Annotated in this window: 19 protein-coding genes; 8 read left to right on the forward strand and 11 right to left on the reverse strand. The window is 69.6% G+C overall.

Translation table 11 applies throughout. From position 1 onward, the window contains the following. On the forward strand, positions 1 to 655 hold a 655-nt coding region (locus AC1D2E_RS30700), incomplete at its 5' end, for a ferritin-like domain-containing protein (protein WP_478200898.1). Positions 656 to 661: 6 nt separating this feature from the next. On the opposite strand, the gene AC1D2E_RS30705 is transcribed toward AC1D2E_RS30700, so the two are convergent. From AC1D2E_RS30705 to AC1D2E_RS30730, 6 genes are all read right to left on the reverse strand, one after another. Continuing rightward, positions 662 to 1,129 (reverse strand): MaoC family dehydratase, encoded by a 468-nt coding sequence (locus AC1D2E_RS30705; RefSeq protein ID WP_478200899.1) that lies wholly within the window; start codon positions 1,127 to 1,129, stop codon positions 662 to 664. 32 nt (positions 1,130 to 1,161) lie between these two features. Next, positions 1,162 to 2,295 (reverse strand): thiolase family protein, encoded by a 1,134-nt coding sequence (locus tag AC1D2E_RS30710; protein WP_478200900.1) that lies wholly within the window; start codon positions 2,293 to 2,295, stop codon positions 1,162 to 1,164. 91 nt (positions 2,296 to 2,386) lie between these two features. Then, positions 2,387 to 2,950, reverse strand: coding sequence for a TetR/AcrR family transcriptional regulator (locus tag AC1D2E_RS30715; RefSeq protein ID WP_478200901.1), 564 nt, complete (start codon positions 2,948 to 2,950; stop codon positions 2,387 to 2,389). Between the two features lie 41 nt (positions 2,951 to 2,991). After that, positions 2,992 to 3,966, reverse strand: coding sequence for a Bug family tripartite tricarboxylate transporter substrate binding protein (locus tag AC1D2E_RS30720; RefSeq protein ID WP_478175808.1), 975 nt, complete (start codon positions 3,964 to 3,966; stop codon positions 2,992 to 2,994). 65 nt (positions 3,967 to 4,031) lie between these two features. After that, a complete protein-coding gene (xerD, locus tag AC1D2E_RS30725) occupies positions 4,032 to 4,946 on the reverse strand; it encodes a site-specific tyrosine recombinase XerD (protein ID WP_478200902.1) in 915 nt (304 codons plus the stop codon). Positions 4,947 to 5,013: 67 nt separating this feature from the next. Beyond that, a complete protein-coding gene (locus AC1D2E_RS30730; RefSeq protein WP_478200903.1) occupies positions 5,014 to 5,988 on the reverse strand; it encodes a tripartite tricarboxylate transporter substrate binding protein BugE in 975 nt (324 codons plus the stop codon). A 102-nt stretch (positions 5,989 to 6,090) separates the two neighbouring features. Between AC1D2E_RS30730 and AC1D2E_RS30735 the strand changes: the two genes are divergently transcribed. Both AC1D2E_RS30735 and AC1D2E_RS30740 read left to right on the forward strand, forming a co-directional pair. Continuing rightward, positions 6,091 to 6,996 (forward strand): AEC family transporter, encoded by a 906-nt coding sequence (locus AC1D2E_RS30735; protein WP_478200904.1) that lies wholly within the window; start codon positions 6,091 to 6,093, stop codon positions 6,994 to 6,996. 19 nt (positions 6,997 to 7,015) lie between these two features. Next, a complete protein-coding gene (locus AC1D2E_RS30740) occupies positions 7,016 to 7,444 on the forward strand; it encodes a hypothetical protein (RefSeq protein ID WP_478200905.1) in 429 nt (142 codons plus the stop codon). Here AC1D2E_RS30740 and queG read toward each other — a convergent pair. Continuing rightward, positions 7,431 to 8,501: a tRNA epoxyqueuosine(34) reductase QueG gene (gene queG / locus AC1D2E_RS30745; protein WP_478200906.1), complete on the reverse strand. Its 1,071-nt coding sequence runs from the start codon at positions 8,499 to 8,501 to the stop codon at positions 7,431 to 7,433. The two genes, AC1D2E_RS30740 and queG, sit on opposite strands and share 14 nt — an antisense overlap. On the opposite strand from queG, the gene tsaE reads away from it, so the two are divergent. After that, on the forward strand, positions 8,487 to 8,984 hold the full coding sequence (gene tsaE / locus AC1D2E_RS30750) for a tRNA (adenosine(37)-N6)-threonylcarbamoyltransferase complex ATPase subunit type 1 TsaE (protein WP_478200907.1): 498 nt from the start codon (positions 8,487 to 8,489) through the stop codon (positions 8,982 to 8,984). The two genes, queG and tsaE, sit on opposite strands and share 15 nt — an antisense overlap. Continuing rightward, positions 8,981 to 10,393: an N-acetylmuramoyl-L-alanine amidase gene (locus tag AC1D2E_RS30755; RefSeq protein ID WP_478200908.1), complete on the forward strand. Its 1,413-nt coding sequence runs from the start codon at positions 8,981 to 8,983 to the stop codon at positions 10,391 to 10,393. Before tsaE ends, AC1D2E_RS30755 begins: the two co-directional genes overlap by 4 nt. Positions 10,394 to 10,413: 20 nt before the next feature. On the opposite strand, the gene AC1D2E_RS30760 is transcribed toward AC1D2E_RS30755, so the two are convergent. The 3 genes from AC1D2E_RS30760 to AC1D2E_RS30770 are packed head-to-tail and all read right to left on the reverse strand — an operon-like array spanning position 10,414 to position 13,180. Then, on the reverse strand, positions 10,414 to 11,382 hold the full coding sequence (locus AC1D2E_RS30760) for a Bug family tripartite tricarboxylate transporter substrate binding protein (RefSeq protein ID WP_478200909.1): 969 nt from the start codon (positions 11,380 to 11,382) through the stop codon (positions 10,414 to 10,416). 47 nt (positions 11,383 to 11,429) lie between these two features. Next, a complete protein-coding gene (locus AC1D2E_RS30765) occupies positions 11,430 to 11,798 on the reverse strand; it encodes an AtuA-related protein (RefSeq protein ID WP_478200910.1) in 369 nt (122 codons plus the stop codon). Next, positions 11,795 to 13,180, reverse strand: coding sequence for an acyclic terpene utilization AtuA family protein (locus tag AC1D2E_RS30770; protein WP_478200911.1), 1,386 nt, complete (start codon positions 13,178 to 13,180; stop codon positions 11,795 to 11,797). Before AC1D2E_RS30770 ends, AC1D2E_RS30765 begins: the two co-directional genes overlap by 4 nt. Positions 13,181 to 13,259: 79 nt before the next feature. Between AC1D2E_RS30770 and AC1D2E_RS30775 the strand changes: the two genes are divergently transcribed. Both AC1D2E_RS30775 and AC1D2E_RS30780 read left to right on the forward strand, forming a co-directional pair. After that, positions 13,260 to 14,174 (forward strand): LysR family transcriptional regulator, encoded by a 915-nt coding sequence (locus AC1D2E_RS30775; protein WP_478200912.1) that lies wholly within the window; start codon positions 13,260 to 13,262, stop codon positions 14,172 to 14,174. A gap of 122 nt (positions 14,175 to 14,296) precedes the next feature. Continuing rightward, positions 14,297 to 14,578 carry a glycine zipper domain-containing protein gene (locus tag AC1D2E_RS30780; RefSeq protein ID WP_478200913.1) on the forward strand — a complete coding sequence of 94 codons (282 nt, stop codon included), beginning with the start codon at positions 14,297 to 14,299 and terminating at the stop codon, positions 14,576 to 14,578. 42 nt (positions 14,579 to 14,620) lie between these two features. On the opposite strand, the gene AC1D2E_RS30785 is transcribed toward AC1D2E_RS30780, so the two are convergent. Then, on the reverse strand, positions 14,621 to 15,268 hold the full coding sequence (locus AC1D2E_RS30785; RefSeq protein ID WP_478200914.1) for a DedA family protein: 648 nt from the start codon (positions 15,266 to 15,268) through the stop codon (positions 14,621 to 14,623). 48 nt (positions 15,269 to 15,316) lie between these two features. Here AC1D2E_RS30785 and mutL point away from each other — a divergent pair. Next, on the forward strand, positions 15,317 to 16,545 hold a 1,229-nt coding region (gene mutL / locus AC1D2E_RS30790), incomplete at its 3' end, for a DNA mismatch repair endonuclease MutL (protein WP_478200915.1).

The following is a 16,545-nucleotide window of genomic DNA, read 5'->3' on the forward strand; positions in this document are numbered from 1 at the left end:
GGGCCGGCCCGAGCGCCCGCTGCGGGTGTCGGCGACCGCGGTAGAAAAGCGCTCGCCCTTCACGCCCGAAGGCCGGGCGGCCCTGATTCATTCGATCTGCCACATCGAGTTCAATGCGATCAACCTCGCGCTCGATGCCGCCTGGCGCTACGACGGCATGCCCGAGGCCTATTACCGCGACTGGCTGCGCGTGGCCGACGAGGAGGCGCTGCACTTCACGCTGCTGCATGCGCACCTGCGCGGCATGGGCCACGCCTACGGCGACTTCAGCGGCCACGACGGCCTCTGGTCGATGTGCGAGAAGACCCGGGACGACATCGTGGCGCGCATGGCCCTGGTGCCGCGCACGCTGGAGGCGCGCGGGCTGGACGCGACGCCGCTGATCCAGGCCAAGCTGCGTCGCGTCGGCACGCCCGATGCGCTGGCCGCCTGCGACATCCTCGACATCATCCTGCGCGACGAGGTCGGCCACGTGGCGATCGGCAACCGCTGGTACCGCTGGCTGTGCGCGCGCGACGGCCTCGATCCGATCGCCCACTACCGCCTGCTCTACCGGCGGCACGAGGCGCCGCGGCTGCGCGCGCCCTTCAATCTCGAGGCCCGGGCCCTGGCCGGTTTCACCGCCGAAGAACTGCTGAGCCTGCAGCAGGGCTGAGCGCGCTCACGAGGGCCGCTTCGACACCACCAGCTTCGGCGAGAAGCGCTGCACCACGTCGCCGTGCTGGTTGAGGGTCTCGCAGCGCATCTGCACCATGCCGCGCTCGGGCCGCGAGCGCGAAGGGATCACCTCCACCACCTCGCTCTCGACGTGCAGCACGTCGCCCGGCCGGGTCGCCTTCGGCCAGCTGAGTTCGCCGCCCGAACCGATCACGCCGTCGGCCAGCGGAAGGCCGCTTTCGACCAGCAGCTTCATCGTGATCGCCGCCGTGTGCCAGCCGCTGGCGGCGAGGCCCTGGAAGAAGGTGCGCTGCGCCGCCTCCGGGTCGAGGTGGAAGGGTTGGGGATCGAAGCGGGTCGCGAAGTCGATGATCTGCGCCGCGTCGAGCGCATGCTCGCCGCTCGTGAAGCGGTCGCCGGGCGCGAGGTCTTCGAGGTACAGCTTGGGCTTCGAGGCGCTTGATTCGGGCATGGGGATTTCCGCAGTCGTTGAATGCGTCATTGTCAGACTCGCTCGAGGATCGTCGCAATGCCCTGCCCGCCGCCGATGCATTGCGTGGCCAGTGCATAGCGCCCGTTCTCGCGCACCAGCAGCGAGGCCGCCTTGCCCGTGATGCGGGCGCCCGTGGCGCCCAGCGGATGGCCGATCGACAGGCCGCCGCCGTCGAGGTTGACCTTGGCCGGATCGAGCCCGAGGTCGCGGATGCAGGCCAATGCCTGCGACGAGAAGGCCTCGTTGATCTCGACCACGTCGAGGTCGGCCACCGCGAGGCCGGCGCGCGCCAGCGCCTTGCGCGTGGCCGGAATCGGGCCGATGCCCATCACGGCGGGGTCGACGCCCACCGAGGCGAAGGACTTGATGCGCGCCAGCGCCTTGAGCCCGTGCGCGGCAGCGAAGGCATCGCTGGTGACCAGCACCGCAGCCGCGCCGTCGGTGAGCGGCGAGGAGGTGCCGGCAGTCACCACCCCGTCGGGCCGGAACGCGGGACGCAGCGCCGCCAGAGCTTCGGCCGAGGTCGAGGGCCGGATGCAGCCGTCGGCGCCGACGCTGTCGCCATTGGACAAGGCGATGGCGACGATTTCTTCCGCCAGGCGGCCCTGTTCGCGCGCCTCGGCCGCCTTGCGGTGCGACTGCACGGCCAGCGCCTCCTGGTCGGCGCGGCTCACGTTCCAGCGTTCGGCGACGTTCTCCGCGGTCTCGCCCATCGAGATGTAGGCGTCGGAGTCGGCCAGCAATTCGGGGTTGGGCGAGAAGTTGAAGCCGCCCTGCGGCACCATCGTCATCGACTCCACGCCGACGCACAGGAAGGCCTCGCCCATCCCGGCCTCGATCTGCGCCGCCGCGATGTGCACCGCCTGCATCGACGAGCCGCAGAAGCGGTTGACCGTCATGCCGCCGACCGCGTGCGGCAGCCCGGCCAGCAGGCCGACGATGCGCGCCAGGTTGTTGCCCTGCGCCGCTTCGGGGTAGGCGCAGCCGAGGATCAGGTCCTCGAGCAGCGCCGGATCGAGATCGCTGCGCTTCAACAGGCCGCTGACCACCTGCGCGGCCAGCGTGTCAGGGCGGACTTCGGCCAGGGCGCCTTTTTTGGCGAAATGGAACGGGGAACGGGCGTAGCCGGCGATGACTGCTTTCATGGATATCTCTCCAATTGACTACCAACCAATCGGTAGTTTTCCTTTTGCCAAGAAATGGCACGCCAAGGCATGCCGTGGAAACCCGCGCGACTCAGCGTGCGAGCGACTTCTTCAACTGCGCGATGGCCTCGTCGAAATCCTCGACCTGCCCGGTCATGCGCGCCGACAGCAGCGCGCCCTGGCAGGCAGCAAAGACGTAGGCGGCGGATGCACCGACCTCGCCACCGGGCGTCAGGGCGCCGAGCACGCCGCCCAGCCACAGGATCTGCGTGTTGCGCAGATCGCGCACGGCCCGCCGCAAGTCCTCGTCGATGCAGTCCCAGCCTGGCGCCAGCGCACCCGCGGGGCAAACGCCCTCGCCCGCGTGCAGGCCGTTGCGGTACATCCTGAAGTAGGCATCGAGCGCAGCCTGCGGCGCGCGCGGCTTGGCGGCCGTCCAGTCCTTGAAGGCCTGGGCCGCAGCACGCAGAACCTCCACGCCCAGCGCCTCCTTGGTCGGGAAGTGGTGGTACAGGCTGGCCTTGCGGATCCCGACCTGGTCGGCCACGTCCTGGAAGCTGAAGCCGAGGTAGGAGCGGGTCTGGATCAGTTCGCGCGCCACCCGCAGGATCTGCTCGCGGGTGGTGGCGCCGGCCAGGGTGTTGGCTGCAATCATCTACCTACTATATGGTAGGCAAGCGCCGAGGTCAAGCGTACTCAATCCGGCTTGATGCCGGCGGCCTTCACGATCCGCCCGTTGTTCTCGTACTCGCTCGCGATCTCGTCGGCAAAGGCATCGGCCCGACCGCCGGTCGGAACGTTGTCGGTCGCCAGCAGCTTGGCGCGCAGGTCGGGGCTGGCCAGCGCCTTGTTGATTTCGGCGTTGTATTTCTCGATCAGGATGGCCGGCGTGCCGGCCGGCGCGAAGACGCCGAACTGCGAGGACAGGTTGGCTGCCGGGAAGCCCAGCTCGGCCAGCGTCGCCACCTTGGGCAGGCTGTCGAGCCGCGCCGGCGCGCCGACCGCCAGCGGGCGCAGCTTGCCGGCCTGGATCTGGGCCGAAACGGTCGGCCCCGCATTGATCGACAGCACTTCGAACTGGCCGCCGAGCGCATCGTTGAGCTGCTGGCCGCCGCCCTTGTACGGAATGTGCGTGATGTCGACCTTGGCGGCCGAACGCAGCTGCTCCAGCACGATGTGGCCGAGCGAGGCCTGGCCCGAGGTGGCCCAGCGCACCGCACCGGGGCGCGCCCGGGCGTCGTCGAGCAGGCTGCGCAGGTCGCGGGTGCCGGTCGCCGGTGTCGCCATCAGGAGCACCGGCGAATACATCACGCTCGCGACCGGCGCGATGTCCTTCAGCGGATCGAAGGGCGAGCGGCCCAGGTGCGGATTCAGCACCAGCGGGCTGATGGCCGAGAAGCCCAGCGTGGCGCCGTCGGGCACTGCCTTGGCCACCGCATCCATGCCGATGGTGCCGCTGGCGCCGGCCTTGTTCTCGACCACCAGCGTGCTGCCCAGCTGCGCCGAGAGCTTGTCGGCCAGGGCCCGCGCCACCACGTCGCTGACGCCGCCCGAGGGATAGGCGACCACCAGCCGGATGGTCTTCGGCACCACCTGGGCCGAAGCCGCGGCGCTCAGCAAGACGAGGCCGAGGGCGGCGGCGAGGGCACGTGGGCGGACGTTCAAGGGCATCGACGCGACTCCTGATTTCAATGGTCAATGCCGGCATTCTGCCGCCGCAGGCATTTCGGGGGAGTTCACCCTCTCGGATGATGCTTCGCGTGCATCTGCTTGAGCCGTTCGCGGGCCACGTGGGTGTAGATGGTGGTGGTCGAGATGTCGGCATGGCCCAGCAGCAGCTGCACTGCGCGCAGGTCGGCGCCATGGTTCAGCAGATGGGTCGCGAAGGCATGGCGCAGCGTGTGGGGCGACAGCGGCACGTGGATGCCGGCGGCCAGCGCGTTCTTCTTGACGATGACCCAGAACATCACGCGGGTCATGCCGGCGCCGCGCGCGGTGACGAACAGGTCGGGCGTCTGCTGGCCGTCGAGGATCAGCGGCCGCGCATCCTCCAGGTAGCGCTCGATCCAGCGCCGCGCCTCGCCGCCGAAGGGCACCAGCCGCTCCTTGCTGCCCTTGCCCAGGACCCGGATCACGCCGTCGTTCAGGCTCATCTCGAAGACCTTGAGCGCGACCAGTTCGCTGACCCGCAGGCCGCTCGCATACATCAGCTCGAGCATTGCGCGGTCGCGCAGGCCCAGCGGCGTATCGACGTCGGGCGCGGCCAGCAGGTCGTCGACCTGCTTCTCCGACAGGGTCTTGATCGCACGCGGCATCTGCCGCGCGGGCGCCAGGCGCAGGCTCGGGTCGGCGGCGATACGCTGCTCGCGCAGGGCCCAGCGGTAGTAGCGCTTGAACACCGTGAGCCGGCGGTTGGCGGAGGTCGCCTTGCCCTTGTCGGACAGGCGCGCGCCCATGTAGGCCTGCAGGTCGCTCTCCAGGGCGGCGTTCAGGGGTTTGCTGCGCTGAACGTGCAGCCATTGGGCGAACAACGCGAGATCGCGGCGGTAGGCCGCCAGCGTGTTCTTCGACAGGCCGTCCTCGAGCCACAGGGCATCGATGAAATCATCGATCTCGGGGGTCTCGAGGGGTGCTTCGGTGGCCTCTGTCATGGCTTGCAAGATAGCAAAAAGAAAAGCCGCCCCGATCGGGGGCGGCTTCGCGCTCGCTTGAAGGTCTTCAATCCAGCTTGAGCTTCTGCTTCGCCACGACTTGCTTGTACACCTCGTACTCGGCCTTGATCTGGGCCGCGAACTGCTCGGGCGTGTTGGCCACGATCAGCGAGCCGGTGTCCTCGATGCGCTTGCGCACCGCCGGATCCTCGAGCGACTTCTTGACGCCGGCGTTGACCTTGTCGACCACTTCCTTCGGCAGGCCCTTGGGACCCAGGATGCCGTAGTAGGCCATCCGGTTGACCGGCTCGAGGCCGACTTCCTTGAAGGTCGGCACGTTCGGCAAGGCGGCCAGGCGCTGCGGCGCCGACACCACGATCGGCACCAGCTTGCCGGTCTGGATGAAGGGCAGCGCCGACGGGATGTTGTCGAAGATGATCGCCACCTGGCCGGCCACCACGTCGTTCAGCGCCGGGCCGGCGCCGCGGTACGGGATGTGGGTCACGTAGGTGTTGGTGAGGCTCTTGTACAACTCCATCAGCAGGTGGCCGATGCCGCCGGTGCCCGACGAGGCATACGAGTACTTGCCCGGGTTCTTCTTCAGTTCGGCGACGAACTCGGCATAGTTCTTGGCCGGGAAGCTCGGGTGCACGGCGATGATGTTCGGCGTCGCCGCGATGTTCACGATCGGCGTGAAGTCGTTGATCGGGTCGTAGGGCACCTTCGGGTTGATGGCCGGATTGGCGGCGGTGCTCGACACGGTCGCGACACCCAGCTTGTAGCCGTCGGGTGTGGCCCGCGCGGTTTCAGCAGCACCCACGATGCCGCCGCCGCCCGCCTTGTTGATCACGATCACGCTCTGGCCCAGCGCCTTGCCGAGCGGCTCGGAGATGACGCGCGCCACGATGTCCGTGGTTCCCCCGGGCGCGAACGGCACTTGCAGTTCCACCGGCCTGTTGGGGTAACCCTGCGCCCAGCTGGACCCCGCGACCGCGAACAGCGCGGCAGCGGCGGCGAGCGCCCTCCATTGACGACCTTGCATTGATAGCCTCCTCGGGCCAAGAAACGAAAGTGCGGATGCTAACGGGTGACCCCCACCCACACCACGTGGATAACCCATGGTGCGGACGGATATCCTCGACGCGTGAACTATGCCCAGCTTCTCTTCCCCGACTTCTCCCTCATCGCCTGCGGCTGGCTGCTGTGCCGCTACACGCCGCTGGACCGGCGCGTGTGGGACCAGGTCGAGGCCCTGGTGTACTACTTCCTGTTTCCAGTGCTGCTGTTCCACTCGATCGTGCGCAGCCCGCTCGACTTCGGCGCCACCTCGAACCTGCTGACCGCCGGTGTCGGCGTCGGGCTTTGCGGCATCGCGCTCGCCTACGCCCTGCCCTTCCTGCCGGGCATCGGGCCACACATCGACCGCCGCGACCACGCGGCCAGCGCGCAGATCGCCTTTCGCTTCAATTCCTTCATCTGCCTGGCGCTGGCCGACCGGATCGCCGGGCCTGCGGGCCTCCTGATGATCGCGGTGCTGATCGGCGTCTGCGTGCCGATGTTCAACATCGCTGCGGTCTGGCCCATGACCCGCCACGCACAGACCGGCCTGGCGCGCCAGCTGCTGCGCAATCCGCTGATCATCGCCACCGTGTCCGGGCTGGTTGCCAACCTGCTCGGGCTGGGGGTGCCGCGCTGGCTCGAGCCGACGCTGACGCGCATCGGCGCGGCATCGCTGGCGCTGGGCCTGATGGCCGCCGGTGCCGGCATGCAGTTCGCGACCATCGCGCGCGGCAAGGTGCTGGCGGTGTCGGTGCTGACGATCCGGCACCTGCTGCTGCCGTTGATCGGCTGGGGCCTGGCGGAGGTGCTGCAGCTGCATCCGGTCCAGGCCGCCGTGCTGATGACCTTCGCCGCAGTCCCGACGGCGTCGAGCGCCTACGTGCTGGCGGCACGCATGGGCTACAACGGCCCCTATGTCGCGGGGCTGGTGACGCTGTCGACCTTGCTCGGCGTGGCCAGCCTGCCCTTCGCGCTGGCGCTCATCCGCTAGGACCCGCTACCATGCAACGATGCGCTACTCCCTGCTGGTTGCTGTCGCCGCATCGTCGTGGACGATGGCCGCGCAGGCGCAGGAGTACGCGCGCTACCAGGGCGGATGGAGCGGCTCCTTCCTGTTCTATGTCGCGCAGCAGGACACCGGCGCCCAGGGGCCGCCGGAAGTGTTCCCCGGGACCTTGCAGATCGAGGTCGACGGCTCGGTGCGAGGCGCAGTGCCCGAGGCGGCCTGCACACTGGCAGGCTCGAGCATGGACTACATCACGCCGGCCAATGCCTCGATCGACCTGGTGGCGAGCGGCTGCCGCGATGGGCGCTTCAACGGCCATTTCGTCGGCAAGCTGATCAGCAATCCGCAGCTGAAATACGCGTCGATCCGGCTCAGTTCGATGCGCTCGCTGGACACCGGCGCCGCCCAGATCTCGGCCATCATCCGGCGTTGACGGCCAGCGCCCATTCGACGTGCTCGCGCACCAGCGCGCTGGCGTCGGCGCTGCGCGTGACCAATGCCGCACGGGCGAGCGGATCGCCGGCGCGCAGCGCATTGCCCAGCGCCACCGCCACGTTGCGCAGCCAGCGTTCGTGGCCGATGCGGCGGATCGGGCTGCCCTCGGTGAATCGCAGGAAGTCGGCCTCGGTCCAGGCGAACAGCTCGCCGAGCTGGCGGCCCGTGAGTCCGTCGCGGGCATCGAAATCCGGCAGCGCGCTCTTCTTCGCGAACTTGTTCCAGGGGCAGACGAGCTGGCAATCGTCGCATCCGTAGATGCGGTTGCCGATCAGGGGGCGCAGCTCGAGCGGGATCGGCCCGGCATGCTCGATCGTCAGGTAGGAGATGCAGCGCCGCGCATCGAGCCGATGCGGCGCGACGATCGCGCCCGTCGGGCAGATGTCGATGCAGGCGCTGCAGCTGCCGCAGTGCGGCGTCACCGGCTCGCTGGGCGGCAAGGCCATGTCGACGTAGATCTCGCCGAGGAAGAACATCGAGCCGGCCTCGCGGTCGAGCACCAGCGTGTGCTTGCCGCGCCAGCCCTGGCCGCTGCGCGAGGCCAGCTCGGCCTCGAGCACCGGCGCCGAATCGGTGAAGGCGCGATGACCGAAGGGCCCGACCTCGGCGGCGATCCGCTCGGCCAGCTTCGCCAGCCGCGAGCGCAGCACCTTGTGGTAGTCGCGGCCGCGGGCATAGAGCGAGACGACGCCTTCGCCGGGCCGCCCGAGCCGCGCGAACTCGACCGCCTGCCAGCCGTCCGGCGTGGCGCGCGGCAGGTAGTCCATGCGCGCCGTGATCACCGACACCGTGCCCGGCACCAGCTCGGCCGGCCGTGCCCGGCGCGTGCCGTGCGCGGCCATGTAGTGCATCTCGCCATGGAAGCCTTCGGCCAGCCATTGCATCAATCCGGGCTCGGCGCTCGACAGGTCGACACCGGCGATGCCGATTTGGGAGAATCCGAGCTCCCGGGCCAAGGCCTGAATCCTGTTGACGAGTTGATGGCTGCCGATCACCTGCCGATTGTAGAAACGCACAGCGCGAAGAAGCTCTGGCGCACCGAGGCCGATTGCGAAGCCCTGGCGCAGGCGCTGGCGCGTTCGCCGGCGCTGCGCGATGCCTTCATCGCCTTGCAGGGCGACCTCGGCGCCGGCAAGACCACTTTCGTGCGGCACCTGCTGCGCGCCCTCGGCATCGCCGGGCGCATCAAGAGCCCGACCTATGCGGTGGTAGAGCCGCACGAGGCGCCCGACGGGCTGGCGATCTTCCATTTCGACTTCTATCGTTTCAGCGATCCGCGCGAATGGGAAGATGCCGGTTTCCGCGACGTCTTCGCGGGTCCCGGCCTGAAGCTGGCCGAGTGGCCAGAGAACGCGGCGGGGCGCATTCCGCTTGCCGACCTCGCTATTAAAATCGAAGCAATGACCGACGATACCCGCAGCGTGACGCTGCGTGCCCAGACCGAGCGAGGCACCCGCCTGCTCGCCGACGCCGCATGAAGGCGACCGGACTGAAGCGCCGCGTGCTGCTGCAGGGCGGCAGCATCGCGCTGCTGCTGGGCCTGCACGAGATCGCCCGTGGCGCCACCATCATGGCGGTGCGCGTCTGGCCGGCCGCCGACTACACCCGCGTCACGATCGAATCCGATGGCCGGCTCAGCTCGCAGCAGCTGGTGGTCGGCAGCCCGCCGCGGCTGGCGGTCGACATCAACGGCATCGAGCTCAACCCGGCCCTGCGCGAGCTGGTCGGCAAGATCAAGCCCGACGATCCCTTCATCAACGGCTTGCGCGTGGGCCAGTTCGCGCCCGGCGTGGTGCGCATCGTGTTCGACCTCAAGCAGGCGGTGGCGCCGCAGGTGTTCTCGCTGGCACCGGTGGCGGCCTACCGCGACCGGCTGGTGCTCGACCTGTATCCGCAGCAGGCGATCGATCCGCTCGAGGCCCTGATCACCGAGCGCATGCGCGAAGCGCCCAGGGCACCGGCCGCACCGGCGCCCGCTGCAGGAGCGACCGATCCGCTCGGCGAACTGATGGCGCAACAGGCCGCGCGGCCTCCGGTCTCGGTCAGCCAGGCCAATCGGCCGTCGGCACCGGTCGGCCCGCTGCCGATGCCGATGCCGCCGGCCGGCCCGCCGCCCGCGGCACCGGCCGTGGCCGGCAACGGCGCGACCTCGAGCCAGACCGACCGCATCATCATCGTCGCGCTCGATCCGGGCCATGGCGGCGAGGACCCCGGCGCGATCGGATCGAACGGCACGCGCGAAAAGGACATCGTGCTGCAGATCGCGCATCGCCTGCGCAGCCGCATCAACGCCAGCAGCGTCAACGGCAACCCGATGCGCGCCTACCTCACGCGCGACGCCGACTTCTTCGTGCCGCTGGGCGTGCGCGTGCAGAAAGCGCGGCGGGTGCAGGCCGACCTGTTCGTCAGTATCCACGCCGACGCCTTCACCACCCCCGAGGCCCGCGGCGCCAGCGTCTTCGCGCTGAGCCAGGGCGGCGCCTCGAGCAGCGCCGCGCGCTGGCTCGCCAACAAGGAAAACCAGGCCGACAAGGTCGGCGGCGTGAACGTCGGCAATCACGAGGTGCAGGTGCAGCGCGCGCTGCTCGACATGAGCACCACGGCGCAGATCAACGACAGCATGAAGCTCGGCGGCGCGATGCTCGGCGAGATCCGCGGCATCGGCGCGCGGCTGCACAAGCCGCAGGTCGAGCAGGCCGGCTTCGCGGTGCTGAAGGCGCCCGACATCCCGAGCGTGCTGGTCGAGACCGCCTTCATCAGCAACCCCGAGGAAGAAGCCAAGCTGCGCAGCACGGCCTACCAGGAAGACCTCGCGGATGCGCTGATGCGCGGCATCCAGCGCTACTTCGCGCAGAACCCGCCGCTGGCGCGCAGCCGGCAGCTGTAACTGTAGCGCGGCCCGCGCCGCTACTCGGCCTCGATCCCGGCCGCCTTCACGATGCGGCCCCACTTCTGCGATTCGGCGGCCTGGAACTTCGCCAGTTCCTCGGGCGAGCTGGTGAAGACCTCGGTGCCGGTCGGCTCGTAGAAGGCGGTCTTCGCGGCCTCGCTCCGCGCCGCCTTCACCAGCAGTTCGTTGAGGCGCTTGACGACCGCGGGCGGCGTCTTCGCCGGTGCATAGGCGGCGAACCAGTAGCCCATCTCGTAGCCCTTGACGCCGGCCTCCGAGATCGTCGGCACATCCGGTGCCAGCGGCGAGCGCTTGGCGCCCGAAACCCCCAGCGCCCGCAGCTTGCCGGCCTTGACCTGCGGCAGCCCGGTGGCGCTGTCGGTGATCATCATGTGGATCTGGCCGCCCAGCAGGTCGGTCACAGCCAGCGTGTTGCTCTTGTAGGGCACGTGCAGCAGCTGGATGCCGGCCATCTGCTGCAGCAGCTCGCCGGCCATGCGGCTCGACGAGCTGCCGCTGCCGAAGCTGTACTTGCCCGGCTCCTTCTTCGCCAGCGCGACGAACTCGGCCACCGTCTTGGCCGGGAAGGACGGATTCACGACCATGATCTGCCCGCCCTTGCCCAATGCGGCGACCGGCGCATAGTCCTTCACGGGATCGTAGGGCAGCTTCTTGAACAGGTGCTCGTTGGCGGCGTGGGTCGTGTTGGTGGTGATCAGCACGGTGTAGCCGTCGGCCGGCGCCTTGGCGACCTGCTGCGAGGCGATGAAGCCGCTGGCGCCGGCCTTGTTGTCGATCACCACCGGCTGCTTCGTCTCGGCCGTGACGCCGTTGCCCAGCGCGCGGGCGATCTGGTCGGTCGCGGTGCCGGCCGCGAAGGGAACGACGAAGGTGATGGCCTTGTCCGGAAAGGACTGGGCCTGGACCCACGGCGGCGTGAAGGCCAGGACGGCCGCGGCGAGCAGGCCCAGGTTGAAGCTTTTCATTGTGTGTCTCCGGGAGGTTGGAACGGTTCGATGGGAAGGTCGGGAACTCAGGGCGGCTCGTCGCCCGCGAGATGGTGTGCCAGCGCCGCCGGCACATCGATCGGCATGTCCAGCAGCAGGAAGGACAGCGACTTGCCGTGCGTGTCGAGGTTCAGCGCATCGTTGACGCCGCCGTCGAGCACGCCGTCGAGCACGAAGTTCATCGCCTGCAGCTTCGGCAGCAGGAAGCGCTGGACCCGGCTCGGCGCGCGGTGGCGGAACTGCGCCGCCACGCGCTCGGGCGTGATCTGCGCCACCAGCAGCGGGTAGAGCGCCGGGTGCCAGGCGATCACGCTGATGTTGGAGCGATCGCCCTTGTCGCCGGTGCGGCCATGCGCCGCCCGATAGAGCGGCAGCGTGATGATGTCATTCGTCATGCCGCGGCCTCCTCGATCATCTCGAAGCCCACCGGCACCGCCTCGCGCGGCAGCAGGCACGACAGCGTGTTGAGCCGCGGCGTGAGCGCGGTGCGCACGCCGCCGCCGCCGGCCGGGCCGCAGGTGTAGAGCGCCATCACCTCGCGCGCCAGCCGCTCGGCCTGGGCGCGCTGCGCATGCGTCGCGGCGACGCGCAGGCGCACGTCGCGCAGACCCGCATCGGGCGTGGCGGCCAGCGCACGGCCGGCGTCGTCGCCGAGGATGCTGAGCGCGCCGATCAGGTCGACGCGCAGCCGCAAGCCGTCGAGCCGCTCGCGCAGCACTTCAGCGGCCAGCCTGGCACGCGCCTCGGCCCGCGGGCCCGCGTAGGAAATCTCGCCTTCGGCCAGCCAGCCGCCTTCGTGGCAGACGTTGACCTTGTAGTGCGCAGGGCGCGCATGGCCGCGCACGCCGCGCAGCGCCACGCGGTCGGCGCCGAGGCCTTCGACCTCCGCCTCGGCGATGTCGGCGACGACATCCGGCGTCAGGTAGGCGGCGGGATCGTGCACTTCGTAGAGCAGCTGCTCCTTGACGGTCGCCTCGGTCACCAGGCCACCGGTGCCGTCGGCCTTGCCGATCGTGCAACTGCCATCGGCCGCGATCTCGGCGATCGGGAAACCGACCCGCGCGAGCCCTGGCACGTCCTTGTAGCCGGGATCGGCAAAGTAGCCGCCGCAGACCTGGGCGCCGCATTCCAGCAAGTGCCCCGCCATCGTGGCCCGGCCCAGCTTCTCCCAGTCGTCGGCGCGCCAGCCGAAATGCGACAGCGCCGGGCCGACGGTCAGCGAGGGATCGGCGACGCGGCCGCAGACCACGACCTGCGCGCCCGCATCGAGCGCGGCCGCGATCGGGTCGGCGCCGATATAGGCGTTGGCGCTGACCAGCCGGATGCCGTCCATCTGCGCGCCGAGTTCGCGCCGCAGCAGCGCGAGCTGCCCGGGCGCCGAAAGGTCGTCGCCCTGAACCACCGCGATCTTCGGCGGCGCGGTGCCGAGTTCGCGGGCCATGCGCGCGATGTGCCGCGCGGCGGCGCGCGGATTCGCGGCGCCGAAGTTGCTCACGATGCGGATGCCGTGCGCCAGACAGCGCGCCAGCACCGGGCGCAGCATGGCGTCCAGCAGCGGCTCGTAGCCGGCCTCGGGATCGGCACGGCGGCGCAGCTGCGCCAGCGCCAGCGTGCGTTCGGCCAGGGTTTCGAAGATCAGGAAGGCGCGCTGGCCCGCAGGGCCCCGGGCCAGCCGCGCGATCAGCGTGTCGACCACCGGACCGGCCGCATCGGTGCGGTCGCCCGAGAAGCCGGCGGCGCAACCGATGAGGAGCGCGGGACGTTCGGTGGAGCTCATACGCGCTGCACTGTAGACCCGGGAATATCATCCGTGAAATCGAAAGTTCAGATCAATTGATCCGCAAATCAAATAAGCCATGAAGCACCCGGACCTGTCCAGCCGGCAGCTGCGCGCCTTCCTCGCGCTCGCCGAGCAGCGCAACTTCACGCGTGCGGCCCAGACCTGCCATCTGTCGCAGCCCGCCTTCAGCGCGTTGATCCGCACGCTGGAGGAAACGCTGGGCACCCGGCTCTTCGACCGCGACACGCGCAGCGTGCAACTCACGCCCGAAGGGCGGCTGTTCGAGAGCCCGGCGCGGCGCCTGCTGGACGACATGGGCAGCGCGCTGGCCGACCTGGCCGACCATGTCGAACGCCGCACGGGCCGGGTGCGCGTGGCGGCCCTGCCCTCGCTGGCCGCGGGCTGGCTGCCGGCGATCTTCAAGGAGTTCCAGCAGCGCTGGCCGGGCATCACGCTGGAGCTCGACGATGCACTGTCGGACGCCTGCATCGCGCTGCTGCGCGGCGGCCGGGTCGACTTCGCGCTCGCTGCCTCGGACGCCGGCACGGCCTCGGCCAGCGACCTGGTGGCGCGCCGGCTCTGCAGCGACCGCTTCCACCTGGTGTGCCGCGCCGACCATCCGCTGGCCACCGAGCCGCGCCTGACGCTGAAGAAGCTCGCGCCCTGGCCCTTCATCCAGATGACACGCAACAGCAGCGTGCGGCAGTCGATCGACGCCGTGCTGCATCCGCTGCGGCTCCAGACCACCTTCGAGGTCGAGCACCTGGCCACGGTGATGGGACTGGTCGAGGCCGGCCTGGGGATCAGCGCGGTGCCGGCCCTGACGCTGTTCCACTTCCGGCGCGACACGCTGGTGACGCGGCCCCTGGTGCACGCGGCGCTCCAGCGCACGGTCTACATCGTGCAGCGGCGCGACGGCAGCCTGTCGGTGGCGGCGCAGGCGCTTCACGCGCTGATCGTGGCGCGGCTCGGCAGCCTGAAACCCGCTTGAGCCGAGGGTTTGCCGCTCACGCAGCGACCGCGCATTCGCTCAACAGGCCGGGGCCTGCTCCTACATGCGGGGCACGGCGTTTCCGAACAATGAGTTCATCCAATCATTGAAAGGTGGACATCATGCAGACGAGACTCTGGATCGTGGCCGCAGCCACCGCGGGCATCATGACCCTGGCCGGCTGTGCCGGCGGGCCCAACCAACAGCTCGGTACCGCGGGCGGCGCGGTGGGTGGCGCGCTGATCGGCAATGCGATCGGCGGCAACACGGCCGCGACGGTCGGCGGCGCCGCCGTCGGCGGCCTGATCGGCAACCAGGTGGGGCGCAACATCGACGAGCGCAACCAGCAACGCTACTACTACCCGTCGAACAGCTACTACCCGAACAACGGCCCGCGCTATTGAACGGGGCCCGGGTTAACGAAAAGCGCGTCCCCGACGCGCTTTTTAGCGAACAGTCGACGCGCTGCGTGCGCGCCAGGCACCGAACAGCGCGATCAGTCCGGGCACCAGGATCAGCGCCCAGATGACCTTCTCGAGGTTGTCCTTGACAATCGGCAGATTGCCGAAGAAGAAGCCGACCGTGCACAGGCCCACCACCCACAGCAGCGCACCCGCGACGTTGAACAGCGTGAACTTGGTGCGGGTCATGTCGGCCACGCCCGCCACGAAAGGCGCGAAGGTGCGGATGAAGGGCAGGAAGCGCGCCGCGATGATCGTGACGCCGCCGTAGCGCTCGTAGAAGGCGTGCGCCTGGTTGAAGGCATTGCGGTTGAAGAGGCGCGAGTTCTCCCACTGGAAAACCTTCGGCCCGAAGTAGCGCCCGATGCTGAAGTTGCACTGGTCGCCCAGGATCGCCGCCGCCAGCAGGATCGGCACCGCCAGGCCAAAGCTCATCAGGCCCGCGCCGCAGAGCGCGCCAACGATGAACAGCAGCGAGTCGCCGGGCAGGAAGGGCATCACCACCAGCCCGGTCTCGACGAAGACGATCAGGAACAGCAGCCCGTAGACCCAGGGCCCATAGGCGATGACGAAGGCTTCGAGGTGTTTGTCGACATGCAGGATGAAGTCGACGAGAAAGGCGATGATTTCCATGGCGCGCATTATCCAGTTCGCCGGAACACGCCCTTCTAGAATGTCCCCGTGAGCGCTCTTCCCTCTTCCATCGCCCCCGCCGCGCGGCGCCCGATCCGCGAGCTTCCCGACGAACTGATCAGCCAGATCGCGGCCGGCGAAGTGGTCGAGCGGCCGGCCTCGGTGGTGCGCGAGCTGCTCGACAACGCGCTCGACGCCGGCGCCAGGCAGATCACCGTGCGGCTTTCGGCCGGCGGCGTACGCCTGATCTCGGTCGAGGACGACGGCCTGGGCCTGCCGCGCGAGGAACTGCCGCTGGCCCTGCGCCGCCACGCCACCAGCAAGATCGCCAGCCTGGGAGACCTCGAGATCGTCGGCACGATGGGCTTTCGCGGCGAGGCGCTGGCCGCCATCAATGCCATCGCCGAACTCAGCGTGCAGTCGCGCTTCGCGGGTGCCGACGGCGCCTTCGCGCTCGACGGCCGCACCGGCGAGCTGCGGCCGGTGGCGCGTGCCACCGGCACCACGGTCGAGGTGCGCGAGCTGTTCTTCGCGACGCCGGCGCGGCGCAAGTTCCTGAAGACCGACGCCACCGAACTCGCCCATTGCATCGAGGCGGTGCGCCGCCATGCGCTGGCGCGTCCCGAGGTCGGCTTCTCGGTCTGGCACGACGGCCGGCTGGTCGAGCAGTGGCGCGCCGCCGCCGAGCGCGACCAGCGCCTGGCCGACACGCTGGGCGACGACTTCGTGAAGCACAGCGTGGCGGTCGACCGGCAGGCCGGGCCGGTGCGCGTGACCGGCCGCGCCGGCATTCCCGATGCGGCGCGCTCGCGCGCCGACCAGCAGTTCTTCTATGTCAACGGCCGCTTCGTGCGCGACAAGGTGCTGTCCCACGCGGTGCGCAGCGCCTACGAGGATGTGCTCCACGGCCAGCGCCAGCCGGTGTACGCGCTCTATCTCGAGATCGATCCGGCCCGGGTCGATGTCAACGTGCACCCGACCAAGATCGAGGTCCGCTTCCGCGACGGCCGCGAGGTGCACCAGGCGGTTCGCCACGCGATCGAGGACGCGCTGGCCGCGCCGCGGGCCGGCGAAGCGGCCGCGGCGGCGCTGGCCGAACCCTTCTTCAAGCCGAGGCTGGCGCCCGCGTCGGCCTCCTGGACCCAGCCGGCCATGCACTTCGGCGGCGAGCGCGGGCTCGGCGATGCGGCGGCCATGTGGCCGGCCGCGCCGCGCGTCGCGCCGGCGCAGGATCCGGCGCCGGCCTTCGCTTCGGAGGCTGCAGCGGCCTTCTCGCC

It is taken from the genome of Variovorax sp. P1_H2, from assembly GCF_056405295.1.